This window comes from Thiomonas bhubaneswarensis (assembly GCF_001418255.1).
Taxonomy (GTDB): Bacteria; Pseudomonadota; Gammaproteobacteria; order Burkholderiales; family Burkholderiaceae_C; genus Thiomonas; species Thiomonas bhubaneswarensis.
In genome coordinates this window covers 185,350-203,761 of record NZ_LIPV01000001.1, presented here as the reverse complement: position 1 = coordinate 203,761, position 18,412 = coordinate 185,350, and the positions used below count along the sequence as shown (strand labels likewise).

The 18,412-nt window shown below is 66.7% G+C and carries 18 protein-coding genes; 11 read left to right on the top strand and 7 right to left on the bottom strand.

The genetic code is table 11. From position 1 onward, the window contains the following. Positions 1-13: 13 nt before the first annotated feature. The 8 genes from ASC45_RS00985 to ASC45_RS00950 all read left to right on the top strand — a co-directional run bounded on the left by ASC45_RS00985 (position 14) and on the right by ASC45_RS00950 (position 9,417). On the top strand, positions 14-1,186 hold the full coding sequence (locus tag ASC45_RS00985; protein ID WP_055449164.1) for an NAD(P)H-dependent glycerol-3-phosphate dehydrogenase: 1,173 nt from the start codon (positions 14-16) through the stop codon (positions 1,184-1,186). Between the two features lie 11 nt (positions 1,187-1,197). After that, the gene (locus tag ASC45_RS00980; protein WP_245609902.1) at positions 1,198-1,968 is read left to right on the top strand and encodes an HAD family hydrolase; all 771 of its coding nucleotides are present in this window, start codon (positions 1,198-1,200) and stop codon (positions 1,966-1,968) included. Continuing rightward, positions 1,925-3,406, top strand: coding sequence for a glucosylglycerol-phosphate synthase (gene ggpS, locus ASC45_RS00975; protein WP_055449162.1), 1,482 nt, complete (start codon positions 1,925-1,927; stop codon positions 3,404-3,406). Before ASC45_RS00980 ends, ggpS begins: the two co-directional genes overlap by 44 nt. A 20-nt stretch (positions 3,407-3,426) precedes the next feature. Further along, on the top strand, positions 3,427-4,548 hold the full coding sequence (locus ASC45_RS00970) for a mechanosensitive ion channel family protein (protein WP_055449161.1): 1,122 nt from the start codon (positions 3,427-3,429) through the stop codon (positions 4,546-4,548). 25 nt (positions 4,549-4,573) lie between these two features. Continuing rightward, complete coding sequence (locus tag ASC45_RS00965; protein ID WP_245609901.1) at positions 4,574-5,695, top strand: mechanosensitive ion channel family protein; 1,122 nt, start codon at positions 4,574-4,576, stop codon at positions 5,693-5,695. Beyond that, the gene (gene kch, locus ASC45_RS00960; protein ID WP_245609900.1) at positions 5,692-6,948 is read left to right on the top strand and encodes a voltage-gated potassium channel protein; all 1,257 of its coding nucleotides are present in this window, start codon (positions 5,692-5,694) and stop codon (positions 6,946-6,948) included. Before ASC45_RS00965 ends, kch begins: the two co-directional genes overlap by 4 nt. Before the next feature lie 269 nt (positions 6,949-7,217). Continuing rightward, the gene (locus ASC45_RS00955; protein WP_055449160.1) at positions 7,218-7,928 is read left to right on the top strand and encodes a response regulator; all 711 of its coding nucleotides are present in this window, start codon (positions 7,218-7,220) and stop codon (positions 7,926-7,928) included. Beyond that, positions 7,921-9,417, top strand: coding sequence for a sensor histidine kinase (locus ASC45_RS00950; protein WP_055449159.1), 1,497 nt, complete (start codon positions 7,921-7,923; stop codon positions 9,415-9,417). Before ASC45_RS00955 ends, ASC45_RS00950 begins: the two co-directional genes overlap by 8 nt. A gap of 27 nt (positions 9,418-9,444) precedes the next feature. Here ASC45_RS00950 and ASC45_RS00945 read toward each other — a convergent pair whose 3' ends face one another. The 3 genes from ASC45_RS00945 to ASC45_RS00935 are packed head-to-tail and all read right to left on the bottom strand — an operon-like array spanning position 9,445 to position 11,356. Continuing rightward, positions 9,445-9,747 carry a hypothetical protein gene (locus tag ASC45_RS00945; RefSeq protein WP_055449158.1) on the bottom strand — a complete coding sequence of 101 codons (303 nt, stop codon included), beginning with the start codon at positions 9,745-9,747 and terminating at the stop codon, positions 9,445-9,447. Positions 9,748-9,750: 3 nt separating this feature from the next. Then, positions 9,751-10,377, bottom strand: a complete 627-nt coding sequence (locus ASC45_RS00940; protein ID WP_055449157.1) for a YbhB/YbcL family Raf kinase inhibitor-like protein — start codon at positions 10,375-10,377, stop codon at positions 9,751-9,753. A 43-nt stretch (positions 10,378-10,420) separates the two neighbouring features. Further along, positions 10,421-11,356: a cation diffusion facilitator family transporter gene (locus ASC45_RS00935; RefSeq protein ID WP_055449462.1), complete on the bottom strand. Its 936-nt coding sequence runs from the start codon at positions 11,354-11,356 to the stop codon at positions 10,421-10,423. A 205-nt stretch (positions 11,357-11,561) separates the two neighbouring features. Between ASC45_RS00935 and ASC45_RS00930 the strand changes: the two genes are divergently transcribed. Together ASC45_RS00930 and ASC45_RS00925 are read left to right on the top strand one after the other, a co-directional pair. Then, complete coding sequence (locus ASC45_RS00930; RefSeq protein WP_055449461.1) at positions 11,562-13,274, top strand: ABC transporter permease; 1,713 nt, start codon at positions 11,562-11,564, stop codon at positions 13,272-13,274. Between the two features lie 13 nt (positions 13,275-13,287). Next, positions 13,288-14,637 carry an ABC transporter ATP-binding protein gene (locus ASC45_RS00925; RefSeq protein WP_055449156.1) on the top strand — a complete coding sequence of 450 codons (1,350 nt, stop codon included), beginning with the start codon at positions 13,288-13,290 and terminating at the stop codon, positions 14,635-14,637. 65 nt (positions 14,638-14,702) lie between these two features. Here the strand turns inward: ASC45_RS00925 and ASC45_RS00920 are convergent, their stop codons facing one another. Beyond that, positions 14,703-15,074, bottom strand: a complete 372-nt coding sequence (locus ASC45_RS00920; protein WP_055449155.1) for a hypothetical protein — start codon at positions 15,072-15,074, stop codon at positions 14,703-14,705. 199 nt (positions 15,075-15,273) lie between these two features. On the opposite strand from ASC45_RS00920, the gene ASC45_RS00915 reads away from it, so the two are divergent. Further along, on the top strand, positions 15,274-16,452 hold the full coding sequence (locus ASC45_RS00915; RefSeq protein ID WP_245609899.1) for a glycosyltransferase family protein: 1,179 nt from the start codon (positions 15,274-15,276) through the stop codon (positions 16,450-16,452). Here ASC45_RS00915 and ASC45_RS00910 read toward each other — a convergent pair. Genes ASC45_RS00910 through ASC45_RS00900 form a run of 3 tightly spaced genes read right to left on the bottom strand, consistent with a single transcriptional unit; the run spans position 16,421 to position 18,346 of the window. Beyond that, positions 16,421-16,720, bottom strand: coding sequence for a hypothetical protein (locus ASC45_RS00910; protein ID WP_055449153.1), 300 nt, complete (start codon positions 16,718-16,720; stop codon positions 16,421-16,423). The two genes, ASC45_RS00915 and ASC45_RS00910, sit on opposite strands and share 32 nt — an antisense overlap. Before the next feature lie 21 nt (positions 16,721-16,741). After that, positions 16,742-17,038, bottom strand: coding sequence for a MoaD/ThiS family protein (locus tag ASC45_RS00905; protein WP_055449152.1), 297 nt, complete (start codon positions 17,036-17,038; stop codon positions 16,742-16,744). Positions 17,039-17,059: 21 nt separating this feature from the next. Next, complete coding sequence (locus ASC45_RS00900; RefSeq protein WP_055449151.1) at positions 17,060-18,346, bottom strand: NAD(P)/FAD-dependent oxidoreductase; 1,287 nt, start codon at positions 18,344-18,346, stop codon at positions 17,060-17,062. Positions 18,347-18,412: the final 66 nt, after the last annotated feature.

The window sequence follows — 18,412 nt, the reverse complement described above, 5'->3', positions numbered from 1 at the left end:
CTTGGGAGAGTCCATGCAGAACTCCGCTTCACCCTTCATCTTCGGTTATTCGACCCGGCCCCTTGCAGTTGCCGTACTTGGCGCCGGCGCCTGGGGCACGGCCCTGGCCAGCGCCTTGCGGCGCGGCGGTCTGGAGGTGCGCCTGTGGGCGCGGCGTCCAGACCTTGTTCACGCCATCGCCACTCAATCGCGCAATCCGCGTCATCTGCCCGATCTGGCACTGCCTTCGGGACTGCAGGCGAGCAGTCAGATGGCCGAAACACTCGAAGGGGCCGACGTGGTCGTCATGGCGGTGCCGTCGGCTGCGCTGCGCGAGGTGGCCCGAGCGGCCGCGCCCTTGATGCAGCGGCGCGCCGTAGTGCTGGCAGCCTGCAAGGGCATCGAGCGCGGCAGCGGCGCACTGATGTCCCAGGTGCTGCAGCAGGAACTCCGGCGCGACGTGCTGATCGGCGCCATCGGCGGGCCGAGTTTCGCGCATGAGGTGGTGCTAGGCCAGCCCGCGGCGCTGACCGCCGGTTTACCCGCGCTGCGCCTGCGCCATGCGGTGGACGTGCAGCGTCATGCGCAGCGCGTGATGGACGGGCTGCGCGCAGCGTTCGCCGCAGGCGGCGTGCAGCTCGATTTGACGGACGACGCCATCGGCGTGCAGGTGGGCGGAGCGCTGAAGAACATGATCGCCATCGCCTGTGGCATGGCCATGAGCAGCGAGGTTGGCGAGAACGCGCGTGCGGCCATTCTCACCCGTGGCCTGCAGGACATGCGTGCCCTCACCCTGGCGCTGGGTGGGCGTGCCGATACCCTGCTGTCCAGCGCGGGCGCAGGCGACCTGTTCCTCACCGCATCGTCGGCGCAGTCGCGCAACACCCGGCTGGGCATGCGCCTTGGGCGGGGCGAACTGGCGGAGCTGGGCGACGAACTGGCCGAGGGCGCGGTCAGCAGCCATGCGGTGCAGAGCCTTGAGCGCAGGCTGGGTTTGCGCCTGCACGTGGCGGCGGCAGTGCGCGATGTGCTGGGCAGGCGGCAGACGGCCGCCGACGCCTTGCTGCGTCTGTTCAATGAACCTTTGCCACAGGACGGCGCCCTGGGGCTGCCGGTGGCATCGGGCATGCCCTCGCACCGGCCGTTGCGCGAGGCACAGGGTCTGCGGTCGTCTCTGTCCCGCGCGCCGTCGCGGCAGCCGCAATGAGGGAGGTGCAGATGCCGAAGACGATTCTGGCCACCGATCTGGATGGCACCTTTCTCGGCGGCAGCGAGGCGCAGCGGGCGGCGCTGTACGCGTGGATCGCGCAGCGTCGCAGCGAGATCGTGCTGATTTTCGTGAGCGGCCGCGGGCTCGACTTCATGCGCCAGCTCGCGCGCGAATTGCCCGTGCAGCCCGATCATGTGATCGGCGATGTCGGCACCAGCGTGGCCACCGGCGTGGATTTCGCGCCCCTTCCCGCGCTCGATCGCTGGCTCGACGCGGCCTGGCCTGCTGACGCGCTGCGGCAGATCGAGGCCATCGTCGCCCGGCACCCGACCCTGCAGCCCCAGCCGCATCACGGTGGGCGCCGCCGTTCCTACTTCTATGGCCACGCTCCGGCGGCGCAGGTGGCGGCGAGCCAGTTGCGGCAGCTCGGTTTCGACACCCTGATGTCGGACAACCAGTACTTCGACGTGCTGCCCCACGGCGTGCAGAAGGGTTCGACGCTGCTGCGCACCCTGGCCGCACTGGGTCTGCCCGAGCACCGCACCCTGGTGGCTGGCGACACGCTCAACGACCTCTCGATGTTCCAGACCGGATTGACTGGCGTGGCCGTGAGCAACCGCGAAGCGGGGCTGGAGCAGGCCATCACGCCGCATCGCAACGTCTATCGCAGCGCGCAACCGGGGGCTGCCGGGGTGCTCGACGCCCTGCAGCGATTTCATCAACAGGGGGATTTCAATGGCTTCATCTCTGGTCATCGTCTATCACAGACAGCCGTATGAGGAACACAGCGAGGACGGCAAGACCGTCCTGAAGGAAAACAAGAGCCCCAACGGTATCGTGCCGGCCCTCAAGGGCTTCATCGGTCAGGTCGACCGGGCGAGCTGGGTGGCGTGGAAAAAATCGCCCGCGGGCAAGCTGCCGAAGTTCGAGCGTCGCATCACGGTGAACGACAGTTATGGCAGCTACGAAGTGGTGCGTCTGCCGCTCACGCCCGAGCAGATCAACCAGTTCTATCACGTGGTCTCGAAAGAGGCGCTGTGGCCGATCCTCAACAGCTTTCCCTCCCTGTACTCGACCGAGAACTGCCAGTGGGCCGTGTTCCGCGAGGTCAACCGCCTGTTCGCCGAAGCCGCGTGCGCCGAGGCCGCGCCCGGGGCGGTGATCTGGGTGCACGACTACAACCTGTGGCTGGTGCCCGGCATGGTGCGGCAGATGCGTCCGGATGTGAAGATCGCCTTTTTCCACCACACGCCGTTTCCCGCGCCCGATGTGTTCAACATCCTGCCCTGGCGCGATGAAATCCTGGCCTCGCTGCTCGATTGCGATCTGGTGGGCTTTCACGTACCGCGCTACGCCCGCAACTTCGCGGCGTTGGTGCAGTCACTGCGCAAAGTCGAGCATCTGGTCGAGCGCAAGGTGTATCCGGAACTGCAGGCCACCGGCACCGCGCTGTCCGAGCCGGTCACGCCGGTGTCGATCACCGTGGGCGGGCGTCGGGTGCGTGTCGACGCCTTTCCCATCGGCACCCATGCCGACCTCATCCGCAGCACGGTGCAAAAGCCCGACAACCTGGCGCGGGTGGCCCACATTCGCCGCGAAATGGGCGGTCAGACCGTGATCGTGTCGATCGGCCGGGTGGACTATGCCAAGGGCACGCGCGAAATGCTGCTGGCCTTCGAGCGCCTGCTGGTGCGTCGTCCCGAGTTGCACGGCAAGGTCCGGCTGCTGGTGACGGCGGTGGCCGCGGCCGACGGCATGCGGGTCTACAAACGGGCGCAGCAGGCCATCGAGCAGCTCGTCGGCCGCATCAACGGCCATCACGGCTCGCTCACCTGGACGCCCATCCTGTTGTCTACCACTCCCCTGACCTTCGAGGAGACGCTGAGCTATTACCGCGCCGCCGACATCTGCTGGATCACCCCGTTGCGCGACGGCCTGAACCTGGTGGCCAAGGAGTTCATCGCCGCGCACGTGAACGAGAGCGGCGTGCTGGTGCTGTCGGAGTTCGCCGGTGCGGCCGTGGAGCTGCAGGACGCCGTGCTGGTCAACCCCTACAGCCTCAGCCAGATGGACGACGCGATCGACCGCGCGCTCGACATGCCACCCCAGGAGCAGCGCGAGCGCATGCAGCGCATGGATGCGCTCATCAGCCGTTACGACATCACCCATTGGACCGGCCACGTGCTTGAACTGTTCGCGCAGTTGCGGGCCGAGTGACAGGCGGTGCGTCATCGACGATGATCGACGATCTGAACCTGAGCTGGGCGGTGTTGCGGCACTCGGTGTCCGCTCATCCGCCAGAGGCGTTGGCGCTCGCCGTCACGCTGCTGGCGGCACCCGTGTACTTGCTGGTCACGCGCCTGCTGGTCAAGAGCGGTGGGCCGGACGGAAACGGTCCATTCCTGTTTCTGCGCGTGCGCACGCCGCTGCGCCTGGCCTGGCTGCTGCTGGCGCTGCGCATCGACGTGGGCCTGCTGCACAACCGGCTGGATGGCTGGTCCTGGATCGTTCAGGCCTTGCACCTCAGCCTGATTGCCGCGCTTACCTGGCTGGCCATGCGCGTGATCCGCGCCGGTGGCGAACTGGTGGTGCTGCGACGCGGCGGGCTGCAACTACCTGACGACCCCAACCTGCTCGACGCCAATCTGGAGGTCCGCGGCCTGCTTACCCGGGCGCGGGTGCTCACGCGGGTGCTGAGTTTTCTCATCCTGCTCGTCGGTCTTTCTGTGGCGCTGATGAGCATTCCCGACGTGCGGCAGATCGGCGCCAGCCTGCTGGCCTCGGCGGGCATCGCCGGTCTGGTCGTGGGTTTCGCCGCGCGCCCGGTGCTGAGCAATCTGCTCGCCGGTCTGCAGATTGCGATGACCGAGCCGATCCGAATCAACGACGTGCTCATCGTCGAGGGCGAGTGGGGGCGTGTGGAAGAGATCACCGGCACCTATGTGGTCTTCCGCGTGTGGGACGACCGACGTCTGATCCTGCCGCTGCAATGGTTCATCGAACACCCGTTCCAGAACTGGACGCGCACCAGCGCCAGCCTGCTGGGCACGGTGTTTCTGTGGGTGGACTATGCCACGCCGATCGAGGCGCTGCGCGACGAACTCAAGCGGCTGTGCGCGGCCGATCCCGACTGGGATGGACGTTTGGCACTGGTGCATGTCACCGACACCACCGAGACTGCGGTGCAGGTGCGCTTTCTGGTCAGCGCGGCCAATTCGGCACGTGCCTGGGAGCTGCGCTGCCGTATCCGCGAAGGCCTGATCGCCTACATGCAAAAGGCCCAGCCGCAGCATCTGCCGCGCCGTCGCGTGCAATGGCACGAGCATGCGGCAGGTGGCCGCGACCCGTTTTCTTCTTGAAGCGTCACTTGAGAAAGGCTGCGATATGAGTCTGAGCGCATGGCTGTCCCTTTCCCTTCTGGGCAATCCTCTGATGAACTGGCTGATGGCGCTGGGCTGGATGGCGCTGGTGGTCGTGGTGGTGGCCAGCGTCAAACCCATTCTGATCGCATGGCTGAGCGCCTTTGCCTCGCGCACGAACAACCGTTGGGACGACGCGCTGGTCGATGCCCTGAAGGGCACGCGGCTGCCGCTGGCCGTTCTGGTAGGCCTCTACCCTGCAGTGCAGAACCTGACGCTGCCTGCGGTGACCGCCAAGTGGCTTATCGGCCTGGCCGCCGTGGGGCTGTTTGTGCAGGTCGGATTGTGGGTGTCGCGCTTCCTCGATTTCTGGATTCGCACTTCGCGCGAGCGGGCGATCGCCCACGACCCCGAAACGGCCACCGGCCTGGCGGCGATGAGTTTCATCGCCCGGCTGGTGCTGTGGTCGCTGGTTTTTCTGCTGCTGCTCGACAACCTCGGGTTCAACGTCACCACCCTGCTGGCCGGTCTGGGCGTGGGCGGCATCGCCGTGGGCCTGGCGCTGCAGAACATTCTGGGTGACCTGTTTTCCAGCCTGTCCATCGTGCTCGACAAGCCCTTTCAGATCGGCCACTTCGTCGTCGTCGACAACTTCTCCGGCACGGTCGAGAACATCGGCCTGAAGACCACCCGCATCCGCTCCATCAGCGGCGAAATCGTGGTGTTCTCCAACACGGATCTGACCAAGGCGAGGTTGCGCAACTACAAGTTCATGCAGGAGCGGCGCATCGTGTTCGCCTTGGGCGTGACGTACGACACACCGCCCGACACCCTGGAAAAGATCCCGGGCATGGTCAAGGAGGTGATCGACGCGCAGGCTGACGCCCGATTCGACCGCGCGCATTTCAAGGATTTCGGCGATTCCAGTCTGAATTTCGAGGTGGTGTACTGGATGAAGACTGCCGACTACACCGCCTACATGACCACCCAGCAGGCGATCAACCTCGGGCTCATGCGCGGCTGCTCCGCCCTCGGCGTGGAGTTTGCCTTCCCCACGCGCATGGTGCATTTGCAGTTCGCACCGTCCACCGCGGCCGCCAGCCCGCTTGAAAGCATGAAGCAACTCGTGCAAGAGGCAAGCTCGTGAGCAGGCCCCACCCTGACCGCAGTGCGCCTGGAGCGCCTCGGAAAGGCGCTGCGCGCGGGCCGGGTGGCCTGGCACGATGGAAAACCCTGCTGCGACAGATCCGGGGGCTCATCGACCGGCAAGGCCCGCCATGGCTTGCCGCCCTGCTGGCCGTCATTTCTGCCGTTTTGCTGATCGAACCGAGTGCGCACAGGTTGATGGCCACGCTGTTGCTGGTCTGGCACTCAGGAGCGCAGGGTCTCGCACAGCTCGGGCAGTTTGCCGCCTTCCCGCCCGTTCTGCTCGGCGCGGGTCTGCTTCTCATGGGCGTCGGGCTGCTGCTGCGCGCCCGTCTGGCCTGGGCCATGACCCTCATCCTGTCCCTGCTGGTCGGTGGCCTGGCGCTGTGGACGACTCGTCACCTCGACACGGTGTTTTTCCTCGCCGCGCTGCTCATCGTCGTGCTCATGGTGTGGGCGCGGCGCTTCAATCGCTCCAGCGTCGCCACCAGCTCGCTGTTCGCCCTTCTCGGCGTGGGCAGTCTGCTGATCTATGCATTGTTCGGCTCTCTGTGGTTCGGCGAGGGGTTTGCGCCGCCCATCCGCACGCTGACCCAGGCGCTTTATTTCTCGGTCGTCACCATGTCCACCGTGGGCTATGGGGATGTGGTGCCCAAGACCGATCCGGCGCGCCTGTTCACCGTATCGCTCATCGTGCTGGGCATCACGGTGTTCGCCACCACGCTGTCGGTCGTCGTCGGCCCCTTGATCGGCGGCAGCCTCAAACGCACTCTGGAGAAACGTATGCATCACGCCTCACGTCGTCATCATGTGGTGATCGTCGGCGCTTCGGCTCTGGCGCAGGCCTTGCAGCAATCGCTGAAGGCGCGCGCCGTGCCGACGACGGTCATTCTTCCCGAGGGCATGGCGAGCCCCTACCCGGAGGACATCGACATGGTGGTCGGCGATCCCTCACGGTCTCAGACCCTGCAACAGGCCGGGGTGCCGCAGGCGCGCGCCGTGCTCGTGCTGCGCGACGACGACGCCGACAACGCTTTCATCGTGCTTGCGGTCAAGGAATTGGCGCCCTCGGTGCGCACCGTGGCCGCGGTGCAGGATGCGCGCAACGTGGCCAAGATTCGTCGTGTCCAGCCGGACATGATGTTCGCGCCCCAATTGCTGGGCGGCGAGTTGCTTGCCCGAAGCCTGCTGGGCGAGCCGATCGACAACGCGTTGATCAACGACCTGTTGCAGGGCAAGTCAGAGGAGTGTTGAGGGAGACGCTCGCCTCGCTGCCGCCTCAGGCTCTCTGGAGTCTTCAGACTTGAGGATCGCGGGCTGCAAAACGGCCCTGCGGCACCCTGCGGCAGAGGCTTTTTGCCCCATAGCGCAGGCTTGCGGGCTGCAAATCCGCCGCCGCATGGCAACCGCATGCCCATTTTTCGCTTTCCGCGCCCCGTGCCAGACAGACTCCTAGAATCCGCACCAAATCGCCGGATCGCGCCAGACGCGCTCACGGCGCAGAGCACAACAAGGGGACGTGCATGCGGATACTGATTGCCGAAGATGACCGGGTCTTGGCCGACGGCCTGCTGCGTTCGCTGCGTGCGCTGGGCTATGCGGTCGATCAGGTGGCCGACGGCAACAGTGCCGACGCGGCGCTGCAATCGAGTTCCTTCGATCTGCTGATTCTCGACCTGGGGCTGCCGCGGCTGTCGGGCTTCGAGGTGCTGCGCAAACTGCGCGCCCGCGGCACCACCGTGCCGGTGCTCATCCTCACCGCCGCCGACAGCGTGGAAGACAAGGTGCGCGGACTCGATCTGGGCGCCGACGACTACATGGCCAAACCGTTCGCGCTGCAGGAACTCGAAGCGCGGGTGCGGGCGCTGGCGCGCCGGGGCATGGGCGGGGCTAGCGCCATCATCCAGCATGGCCCTTTGCAGTACGACACCACCGGCCGCGTGGTCACGCTCGACGGCCATGTGGTGGAGCTTTCGGCGCGCGAGCTCACCTTGCTCGAAGTGCTGCTGCAGCGCGCAGGCCGCCTGGTGAGCAAGGATCAGCTCGTCGAGCATCTGTGCGTCTGGGGCGAAGAGGTGAGCACCAACGCCATCGAGGTCTATGTGCACCGCCTGCGCAAGAAGATCGAGGTGGGGCCGGTGCGCATCGCCACGGTGCGCGGTCTGGGCTACTGCCTGGAGAAGATCGCCCCGTCGACTTCGGCGGCTACCGAGGCCGCCCGTCCCGATGCCTGAAACCCCTGCGGCGGACAACCCGCCCCGGCGGGAAGGCGGGCAGGGGCGCAGGCGGCATGCGCGCTCGCTGTTCGGCGAGATTCTCGACTGGATGCTCGCCCCGATGCTGCTGCTGTGGCCGCTGTCGATCGGCATCACATACCTCGTGGCGCAGGCCATTGCCGCCAAGCCTTACGACGCCGCGCTGGAACACACCCTGCGGCAGCTCGCCGCTCAGGTTCAGACGCAGGGCGCGCAGGGCGCGGTGCGGTCGGCCCTGTGGCAGCAGACGCTGCAGAATCCGCCCGCCGGGGGCATCGTGGGCTATCAGGTGCGCGGTGCCTCGGGCACGCTGCTGGCGGGCGCGGCCGGTCTACCGTTACCGGCGCTGTTGCCGCCGAGCCATGCTTCTGCGGCGCTGGCGGTGGTGTGGCGCGATGGCGAGATCGGCGGTCACGCCGTGAGGCTGGCCGCGGCCTGGACCTGGCCGCCTGAGGCACCCGGGCAGGCCCGCGCGGGGCCGGTGCTGGTGCAGGTGGCGCAGAGCATGGACGCCCGCACCCGGCTGGCGCGCGACATCGTGCAAGGCGTCATCCTGCCGCAATTCGTGGTGGTGCCCATCTTCATCCTGCTGGTCTGGTTCGGGCTGGGGCAGGGCATTGCACCGCTCAACGAGCTGCAGGCGCGCATCCGCAGGCGGCGCGCCGACGACATCAGCCCGATCGACGAACGCGAGGCCCCCGAGGAAATCGCACCCCTGGTCGAATCGATCAACAGCCTGTTCGCGCGCCTGCAGCAGTCCTTGCTGACGCAAAAGCGTTTTGTCGCCGATGCGGCCCACCAGATCAAGACGCCGCTGGCCGGGTTGCGCATGCAGGCCGAACTGGCGCAGCGCGAGACCGACCCCGAGGAACTGCGCGCCAGCCTGCGGCAGATCGGCTGCAGCGTGGAGCGCACCACACGTCTGGTCAATCAGCTTCTGGCGCTGACCCGCGCCGAAAACCAGGGCGACGTTGCGCGCGCTGTGTTCGAGCCCCTCGATCTGCGCCAGCCCGCCGCCGAGGCCATGCAGGAGCTGGCCATGCTGGCGCTGGACAAGAAGCTCGAACTGGAATTCGACAGCCCGCCCCAGCCGCTGCGCGTGCGCGGCCATGCGCTGCTGCTGCAGGAGCTGATCAAGAATCTGCTGCACAACGCCATCACCTACACCCCGCCAGGAGGCAGTGTCACCCTGCGCTTGCGCGGCGTTGCGGGCGAAGGGCCGCACCCGGCGGCGGTGCTGCTCGAAGTCGACGACAGCGGCCCCGGCATTCCCGAGGCGGAGCGGGCGCTGGTGTTCGAGCCGTTCTACCGGGTTCTCGACAACGGCAGCGAAGGCAGCGGCCTGGGGCTGGCCATCGTGCGCGAGATCGCCCGCCAGCACGATGCCGACGTGACACTGAGCGAGCCGCCCAGCGCCGGGCATGGCAGCCGCGGCCTGCGGGTGCAGGTGCGGTTCAGGCGCGCGTGATGGTTTGCCCAGCGTTTCCTTGCGAAGCTACTCGCCGTCTTCCCCGCATTGCTTCTTCAGCTTGCCTAGCTGGCCGTAGGTGATGGCCTTGCCGCTGGCCGCCAGCGCCTTGATGCCGTCGGCCATGCAGGGGCTGTCGTTGGCGAGCTGCAGTTGCGGCGCATCCACGGGCCGGTTCACCAGACGCTCGCGCAGCAGGGAGAAGATGCCCACGAGCACCACGATGGCGATGACGATGCCCAGCAGGCCGCTGAGCTGCACATTCATGCCACGCCTGGGCTGCTGCGGCGCCGCTGGCGGAGAGTCGGACTTTTCGGGCGTGTCGGGCATGGGTCAGCGCAAGGCGGGGTTGAGGGTGTAGGTGCCAGTGAGACTGGCCTGGGCCAGCACATGCGGAGCGATGGCCGCGCGCAGTTGCGCCCCGGTGAAGCTGCCCTCGACCGGACAACGCGGCACATCGAGGGCGTAGAGGGTGAAGATGTAATGGTGCAGCAGGCTGTCGTTCCAGGGCGGGCAGGGGCCGTCGTAGCCGAAGTACTGGCCCGCCATGTCCTGGTCGCCGGCAAACCAGGCGGTGTAGTCGTTCACACCCTGGCGCATGCCGTCGGCGCAATCCGGCCCGGGCTTGCCGCGCGCGGTGACCTCGTGGCTGAACTCTTTTTCGCCGATCTGGCTGCGGCTGACGGGAATGTCCACCAGCAGCCAGTGATAGAAGTCCACCCGCGGCAGGTCGGACGGAACGACGTGGCCTTCGAGGTTGACATCGTCAGCGCGGCTGGGCACGTCGGGGTCGTGGCAGATCAGCACCAGGCTTCTGGCGCCTTCGGGCACGCCCGACCAGGCCAGCGGCGGGTTGAAGTTGTTCGACAGGGCCACATGACCCACGGCCGAGGGCTTGCAGAAAGCGTATTGCGGGGGAATCGGCTGACCATCGGTGAAGGCGGGGCTGGTGAGTTGCATGGATCTCTCCGGGGCGGTAAACGTGGGGTGTTCGGTTTTCGCTTCAGTCTTGCTGAGGCGCCGGGTGTTGTTGTGAGCACTCGGCGTGGACCGACATCTGCGCATTTTCCTCCTGCAGGCTTTCCTGTGCGGAGGTGAGCATTTCGATGGTCACGGACATACCGGGATAGGCTTCGAGCAGCGCCTTCTCCACGGCGTAGCGGCAGTTGGCCGCACGCTGCAGCGTCCAGTGTCCCGGCATGTGCAGGTGCATCGAGGCGAAGCGGCGGGTGCCGGCCACGCGCGTGCGCACATGGTCGAAACGCAGGTCGGCCGAGCGAAAGCGGTCGAGAACGGCCTGCAGACCGGCCAGATCGTCATCGTCCATCGACTTGTCCATCAGCCCGTCCACCGAGCGCTTCACGAGTGAAAAGGCTTCGCTCAGGATGTGCAGCGCCACCGCAATGCCGATCACCGGATCGAGCCAGAGCCAGCCTGTGATCGGCACCAAGAGCACCCCGGCGATCACCCCCGCGGAAGTCCAGACGTCGGTCATCAGGTGGCGGGCATCGGCTTCGATCACGATGGAGCGCAGCCGCCGCGCGCCCCGCAACATCCACAGCGCCACGCCCAGATTGATGGCGGTGGCCAGCGCCGAAATCACCGCGCCCAGAGGCACGTCGCTGATGGGCTGCGGATGGGTCAGGCGATGGCCGGCCTCGATCATGATGAGCACCGCGGCCACACCGATGAGCAAGCCTTCGATGCCGCTGGAGAAATACTCCGCCTTGGTGTGACCGTAGGGGTGATCAGCGTCGGGCGGCGCCTCGGCGATGCGCACGATGAACAGCGCGAACGCCGCTGCGGCGACGTTGACGATGGACTCCATAGCGTCCGACAGAAAGCCTACCGAGCCGGTGACTTTCCAGGCGAGCAGCTTCAGACTGATGACGACGAGGGCCGCCACCAGCGAGGCGCGAAGATAGGTTCTGGCTTGCATGCCTGCATTGTGCATGGGGTTGGCGAAAAGACATCGATTGCCCCACCTGGCGAGGCGCGAAACGGAGATCGGGCAGTGCCTTTTCGCGCGAAACGTCCGGATACGTCTGCATGAGGAGGCGATCGGCGCGCAAGATCGAAAATTCATCGCCATCTCGCTAGACTTCAGCGCTTTTGGCCCGCCATTTCCGTTCCCGCTCGCGCCCATGGCCCTCAATCTGCGTCCGCTGGCTCTGCCGCTGCCCAACCGCCGCGATCTGATCGCGCTGCCCCTGGTCATCGGCATGCTGCTCATCATCGGCCACGCCAGCCGACAGATGGCGCAGCCCTTCCATCTGGGCGAGACTGTGGCACTGTCGCTCGATCCGGGCGATCTGCCGCAATACGCGCTCTACACCGTGCTGCGCATGCTCGCCGCGCTGGCCGCCAGCACGGTGTTCACGTTGATCTATGCCTGGATCGCGGCCAACAACCGCTACGCCGAGAGAATCATGGTGCCGCTGCTCGACGTACTGCAGTCGGTGCCCATCCTGGGCTATCTGTCCATCACCGTGACCGGGTTCATCGCGCTGTTTCCGGGCAGCATGCTCGGGCTGCAGTTCGCGGTGATCTTCGCGGTATGGACGTCGCAGGTCTGGAACATGACCTTCAGCCTCTACCAGTCGCTCAAGACCGTGCCGCGCGATCTGGGCGAGGCCGCCACGCTCTATCGCCTCAACGCCTGGCAGCGGTTCTGGAAGCTGGAGCTGCCCTACGCCGCCCCCGGTCTGCTGTGGAACGCGATGATGTCCATGTCCGGCGGCTGGTTCTTCGTCGTGGCCGCCGAGGCGTTGACCGTCTCCGGTCAGCAGGTCTCGGTGCCGGGCGTGGGCTCGTACATCGCGGCGGCCATCGCGGCGAAAAATCTGGGCGCGATCGGCTGGGCGATTCTCGCCATGGTCGTGGTGATTCTGTCGTACGACTTTCTGCTGTTCCGCCCCATCGTCGCCTGGGCCGACAAGTTCCGCCTGGACAACACCGTCAGCGTGGATGCGCCGCGCTCGGTGGTGCTCGACTTCCTGCGGCGCACCCGCCTCACCCAGCGGCTGGCGCGGTTGCCCGCCGTGCTGTGGGAGATCAGCGTGCGGTTGCTGCCTGCGGTGCCTCTGCACCGCCCGGCGCAGCGCCAGCGTTCGGTCTGGGGAGACCGGGTGTTCGTCGCCTGCGTAGTGCTGTTCACCCTGGGGCTGATCGTCGCTCTGGTGCTGGTGCTGCCGCGCGACTTCGGCTGGCCGCAGGTCGGGCATGTGCTGCTGCTCGGGGCGTTCACCGCGCTGAAAGTGTTCGTGCTGGTGGCAATTTCGGCGCTGATCTGGGTGCCGCTGGGCATCTGGATCGGTCTGCGCCCGCGCTGGGCCGCGGTGGCGCAGCCGGTGGCGCAGTTTCTCGCGGCGTTTCCGGCCAACCTGCTGTTTCCGCTGGTGGTCGTGGCCATCGTGCACTGGCATCTGAATGTCAACGTATTCACCGCGCCGCTAATGATCCTGGGTAGTCAGTGGTACATCCTGTTTTCGGTCATCGGCGCGGCTTCAAGCATCCCAAGCGATCTGCGCGAGGCCGGTCGCAACCTCGGTCTGCGCGGCTGGCTGCTGTGGCGCAAGCTGTACTTGCCAGCGGTGTTCCCCGGCTTCGTCACCGGTGCGCTCACCGCCTCGGGCGGGGCGTGGAACGCCAGCATCGTGGCCGAAGTGGTGAGCTGGGGCAGCCACACCCTGGTCGCCACCGGGCTGGGCGCCTACATCACCGAGGCCACGCAGCAGGGGCAGATGCTCAAGGTCGGGCTGGGTGTGGGCGTGATGGCGCTTTACGTCATCGCCATTAACCGTCTGGTCTGGCACCGCCTCTATCAAATCGCCGCCACCCGCGTGCGGCTCGATTGAACAAGGAGTTCCGATGCAAGCCGCTCCCACGCTCGACCCGAACCAAGTCGCAGATGCCGTGCCCATCTTCCATCTGGCAGGGGTGCGCAAGGCCTACCGCACGCCCGAGGGCAGCGAGCTGACCATTCTCGACGGCGTCGATCTCGATCTGCGCGACGGCGAAATTCTGGTGCTGCTGGGCCGCTCCGGCTCGGGCAAGTCCACCCTGCTGCGCACCCTGGCGGGGCTGGTGCCCGCGACCAGCGGCACGGTGCTGCACCGGGGCGAACCGATCGACGGACCGGTGCCCGGCCTTGCCATGGTGTTCCAGAGCTTTGCGCTGTTTCCCTGGCTGACGGTGCTGCAGAACGTCGAGCTGGGGCTGGAAGCGCTCAAGGTGCCACCCGCCGAGCGCCGCTCCCGCGCACTCGCGGCCATCGACCTCATCGGCCTCGACGGCTTCGAGTCGGCCTATCCGCGCGAGCTGTCGGGCGGCATGCGCCAGCGCGTGGGTTTCGCCCGCGCCCTGGTCATCAACCCCGACGTGCTGCTGATGGACGAGCCCTTCTCCGCGCTCGACGTGCTCACCGCCGAGACCCTGCGCACCGATTTGCTCGACCTGTGGGCCGAGCGCAAGATTCCCACCCGGGGCATTCTGCTGGTGTCGCACAACATCGAGGAGGCCGTGCTCATGGCCGACCGCATCGTCATCCTGGGATCGAACCCGGGGCGGGTGATCAGCGAAATGCGCATCGATCTGCCGCATCCGCGCGACCGCGAATCCACCGAGTTCCGCGATCTGGTCGAGGGCATTTATGGCGCCATGACCGCCCGCCCCACCGGGCGCGACGCGGTACGCAAGCAGGTGCCGGGCATCGGCCTGCGCCTGCCTTCGCTGTCGGTTAACGCCCTGGCCGGTCTGCTCGAAGAACTCGATGCGCTTGAAAAGAGCAGCGCCAACACCCGCATCAGCCTGCCCGAACTCGCCGAGGACATGCACTTCTCGGTGGACGAACTCTTCCCGCTCATCGAGGGCGCGGAACTGCTGGGGTTCGCCCAGGCGGAGGAGGGCGACATCATGCTGCTGCCCGCAGGAAGGCAGTTCGTCGATGGCACGCTGCAAGAGCGCAAGCAGATCTTCGCCCGCCACCTGATCGAGCATGTGCCGCTGGTGGCGCGCATCCGCACCGTGCTCGACGAGCGCTACAACCACCGCGCGCCCGACTCGCGCTTTCTCACCGAGCTCGAGGACCACCTCAGCGAGGACGAGGCGCGGCGCGTGCTCGATACCGCGATCGACTGGGGCCGCTACGCCGAGATCTACGCCTATGACGATAACGCTGAGGTGTTCAGCCTCGACAACCCGGAAGCCGAAATCACCTGATGCGGCCGTGGCGCAAAAAAAGCGGCGAACCGAAGTTCGCCGCTTTTCCTGGCCGCAGACGGGGCTCAGGGCTTGGTGGTGGCTTCCTTGACCTTGTTTGCGGCATCGGAGACGGCAGCCGCACCCGAATGCACGGCCGACGCCGCGGCTTCCTTGGCTGCGCTGGCGGCGTTGTCGACCGCGTGGCCCGCAGCACTGGCCGCGCCCTGCGCGGCACTCGCGGCATGATCCATCGCGCCACCCGCCGCGCTCGCAGCAGTGGCCGCAGCACCGTGTGCCGCGCTGGCGGCGGCACCCGCTGCGCTGGCGCCAGCGGCCATCGCCGAGCTTGCCGCCGAGTGGGCGGCGCTGGCCGCGTTGCTGGCGGCCTCTTGAGCCTTCTGACAGGCGGCGAGTGAAAGCATGGCTGCAGCAATGAGGGCAAGTTTGAATTTCATGATGACTCCAAGTCCGGATTTTTGGGGGTGAGTATCGACGCAGGCGCCGACGTCAACGTCAATAAAACCCGATTTTGCGCATTTTCTCAATCTGGTGGCGGTGAAATTTACAATTTTCCCGTGCTTGGCTGAAACTATGACGTGGTAATGTCGTCACATGGATAACGCAGCCCGCGCTGCTCCGCCTCACTAGGTGCCGATGAAAACAGTCGATCTGATCTATTTCAACGCCGGCGGCGGCCACCGGGCCTCGGCCTTGGCGCTACAGCAAAGCATCGCCCAGAGTGGCCTGCCGTGGCAGGTGCGCTTGGTCAATCTGACCGAAGTGCTCGATCCCCAGGGCACCTTGCGCAAATACACGTTTTCGCCTGAAGACTATTACAACGCCCGCCTGGCGCGCGGGCTGACCATCGGCCTGCGGCACGAACTGAAGTTGCTGCAGGGCGCGTTGAGGTTGCTGCACCCCACGCTGCTGAAGATTCTCAAGCTGCACTGGCTGCGCACCGAGCCCGATCTGGTGGTGTCGCTCATTCCCAACTTCAATCGTTCGCTCTTTGAAAGTCTGACGGCCACGCTGCCGGGGGTGCCGTACGTGACCCTGCTGACCGATCTGGCCGATTTTCCGCCGCATTTCTGGATGGAGCAGGGCCAGGATCAGCACCTCATCTGCGGCACGCCGCACGCGGTGAATCAGGCGCTGGACGCAGGTTTTCCTGCCGACAAGGTGCACGCGACATCGGGCATGATCATTCGGCCGGACTTTTATCGCCCCCCCACCGGCTTCGACCGCGAGGCCCGACTGCGGGAACTGGGTTTCGATCCGGCGCGTCCGGTCGGGGTGGTGATGTTCGGCGGCCACGGTTCGCGCAGCATGCTGGCCATTGCCGAGCGTCTGCCCGATGTGCAGTTGATACTGATGTGCGGCCACAACGTCCGTCTGGCCGAGCGGTTGCTGCTATTGCCGGCCACGGCGCCCAGACTGGTGATGGGCTTCACCAGCGAGGTGGCCGAGACCATGCGGCTGGGCGACTTTTTCATCGGCAAGCCCGGCCCCGGTTCGCTCAGCGAGGCGCTGCATCTGGGGCTGCCAGTCATCGTTGCCCGCAATGCCTGGACTATGCCGCAGGAGCGCTACAACACCGACTGGGTGCGCGACAACGGCTTCGGCCTGGTGCTGCCGAGTTTTCGCGGCATCGGCGCGGCGCTGCCCGCGTTTCTGGCCGATCTGCCCGCCTGCCGAGCCCGGGTGGCGGCGCATCACAACCGTGCGGTGTTCGAGGTGCCTGTCATTCTCGACGCCATTCTGCGCGAGGCCGAGCGGGTGGATGCTCAGACCAGCTCCCAGCTTACCCGCCGCCTTTCTGAAAGTGGGCGCTGAAGCGCTGCCACCATTGCGCCCGCTCGGCCGCAGACTGCGCCAACACCGCGACATCGACCCACCAGCGTTCGAGCTCGAACAGCCCGAGCTTGAGCGGGGCGGCAGGTTGAAGTTGCACCGACCATTCACATCCTTCGTCCTGCCCTGAAAACAGGCCGGGTGAAGGTTCACGAGCCGAAGGGAAGGCCGCGCGGATCTGCCGGGCGAAGTCGGCGCGCGTCAGGGTCATGTCGAGCCGGGTGCGTGCCGGGGCATCGAGGCCGTACATGCGCGTGCGGGCTCGGCGCGGTCAGCCACCGGCCACGGGCGGCCAGATCGCCAGGGTTTCGCCGTCGCGCAATTCGCGCGTGTCGCGCTGGTCGGGATAGAGGTACACCCCGTCCACCAGCACCAGATGCACCTGTTTCCAGGGCAGGCGAAAGCGCTCGATCACGTCCTGCACCGTCGTGCCTGGGGCGATGTCGAGGGTGATCTGGTGGCCCTGGCGCGGCTGGGGCAGATAGTCGGTGAGCGTGGCCATCAGCTTGAGGGTGATGCGCGCCCCGCTCTGAGGCCTCTCCGGGGCGGGCGCTGCTGCGGCGTTCATGCCGGGTTGGTTCACGGCGCTTTAGTGCACCACCGCATCACCGCGGCGGTCCTGGCTCTGGGCGCTGGCGAGATAGGCTTCCATCAGCCGAGTGGGGTCGTCGAGCAGCCGGTCCTTCCAGGCGCCGAGTCGCACCCGACCTTCCACCAGCCCGCGCAGCACGCCGATGTGCTCGGTGGCGCCGATGCTGTTGCTGCCCACCATGACATCGCCGTCGAACTGCAGGCTCAGGTGGCGAAAGCCCGCGCGGTCGGTGCGCTCCACGCCCTGACCGCCGGGCACGCCCTGCCACTGGCCGAAGCTCGCGGAAATCAGGCCAAGGGTGTCGAGCACGTTGATCTGGGTCACGCCGCGCAGCCTGGCGTGCTTGCCCGCCATGTTCATGGCAGCCACATAGGCCTGATCGACGGCGTTGGGCTGGATGGCGCTGACGATGGGCTTGCCATACAGCGGATCGAAGGCCTCGGCGCAGTCGCCCGCGGCAAAAATGCCGGGTACATTGGTCTGCATGCGCTCGTCGGTCAGCACGCCCTGCAGGCAGCGCACGCCCGAGTTTTCGAGGAAGGCGATGTTGGGCTTGACCCCCGCCGCGGAGATCACCAGATCGGCGGCCAGGCGCTCGCCGCTGGACAGTCGCACCGCCAGCGGCGCGGCGAGGTCGGCCGGGTTGGATTCGATGGATTCGATGCGCGCTCCGGTATGCACCGTCACGCCCTTGCCCTGCACCCAGTCGCGGATCATGCCGCCCGCCGTCTCGCCCATCATGCGCGGCACCATGCGGTCGCCCATCTCGACCACGGTGAGCTGCACGCGGCGGCGCACCAGACTTTCCATGATGATGCAGCCGATGAAGCCCGCGCCGAGCTGGATGACGCGCGCGCCGGGCACCGCGAACTGGGCGATGGCGCGGGCGTCGTCCAGCGTCCAGCAGGTGTGTACTCGCTGGGCATGGATGCCGGGAATGCGCGGCAGCACCGGGCTGGAGCCGGTGGCGATCAGCAGGGTGTCGAAGGCCTGGGTGCTGCCGGATTCGAGCGTGAGCGTGCGCGCTGCGCTGTCCAGCGCCTTGACCCGGTCATGGCTCAGGGTGATGTTCAGCTGCTTCCAGTGCTGCGCATCCTTGCGCAGCCAGGTGCCGCGCTCGGTGATGTCACCGTGCAGCAGATAAGGAATGGCCATGCGCGAATACGGCGGCGTGTCTTCGTCGCCGAACAGGACGATCGCGTCGTCCGCCGGGACGTGCTTGCGCAGGGTTTCGGCGGCAACGACCCCTGCCGGGCCGTTGCCGATGATGACGTGGTGTTTCATGGTCGCTGCCCAAGGTTGCGAACTTCATACGGGCGCCCGGCTCCTCCCACGCAACCGTGGGAGGAT

Bases quoted from the DNA above. Each gene is read 5' to 3' on its own strand.
- ASC45_RS00985 (WP_055449164.1), top strand. From the start codon at position 14: ATGCAGAACTCCGCTTCACCCTTCATCTTCGGTTATTCGACCCGGCCC.
- ASC45_RS00980 (WP_245609902.1), top strand. From the start codon at position 1,198: ATGCCGAAGACGATTCTGGCCACCGATCTGGATGGCACCTTTCTCGGC.
- ggpS (WP_055449162.1), top strand. From the start codon at position 1,925: ATGGCTTCATCTCTGGTCATCGTCTATCACAGACAGCCGTATGAGGAA.
- ASC45_RS00970 (WP_055449161.1), top strand. From the start codon at position 3,427: ATGATCGACGATCTGAACCTGAGCTGGGCGGTGTTGCGGCACTCGGTG.
- ASC45_RS00965 (WP_245609901.1), top strand. From the start codon at position 4,574: ATGAGTCTGAGCGCATGGCTGTCCCTTTCCCTTCTGGGCAATCCTCTG.
- ASC45_RS00955 (WP_055449160.1), top strand. From the start codon at position 7,218: ATGCGGATACTGATTGCCGAAGATGACCGGGTCTTGGCCGACGGCCTG.
- ASC45_RS00950 (WP_055449159.1), top strand. From the start codon at position 7,921: ATGCCTGAAACCCCTGCGGCGGACAACCCGCCCCGGCGGGAAGGCGGG.
- ASC45_RS00945 (WP_055449158.1), bottom strand. From the start codon at position 9,747: ATGCCCGACACGCCCGAAAAGTCCGACTCTCCGCCAGCGGCGCCGCAG.
- ASC45_RS00940 (WP_055449157.1), bottom strand. From the start codon at position 10,377: ATGCAACTCACCAGCCCCGCCTTCACCGATGGTCAGCCGATTCCCCCG.
- ASC45_RS00935 (WP_055449462.1), bottom strand. From the start codon at position 11,356: ATGCAAGCCAGAACCTATCTTCGCGCCTCGCTGGTGGCGGCCCTCGTC.
- ASC45_RS00930 (WP_055449461.1), top strand. From the start codon at position 11,562: ATGGCCCTCAATCTGCGTCCGCTGGCTCTGCCGCTGCCCAACCGCCGC.
- ASC45_RS00925 (WP_055449156.1), top strand. From the start codon at position 13,288: ATGCAAGCCGCTCCCACGCTCGACCCGAACCAAGTCGCAGATGCCGTG.
- ASC45_RS00920 (WP_055449155.1), bottom strand. From the start codon at position 15,074: ATGAAATTCAAACTTGCCCTCATTGCTGCAGCCATGCTTTCACTCGCC.
- ASC45_RS00915 (WP_245609899.1), top strand. From the start codon at position 15,274: ATGAAAACAGTCGATCTGATCTATTTCAACGCCGGCGGCGGCCACCGG.
- ASC45_RS00910 (WP_055449153.1), bottom strand. From the start codon at position 16,720: ATGTACGGCCTCGATGCCCCGGCACGCACCCGGCTCGACATGACCCTG.
- ASC45_RS00905 (WP_055449152.1), bottom strand. From the start codon at position 17,038: ATGAACGCCGCAGCAGCGCCCGCCCCGGAGAGGCCTCAGAGCGGGGCG.
- ASC45_RS00900 (WP_055449151.1), bottom strand. From the start codon at position 18,346: ATGAAACACCACGTCATCATCGGCAACGGCCCGGCAGGGGTCGTTGCC.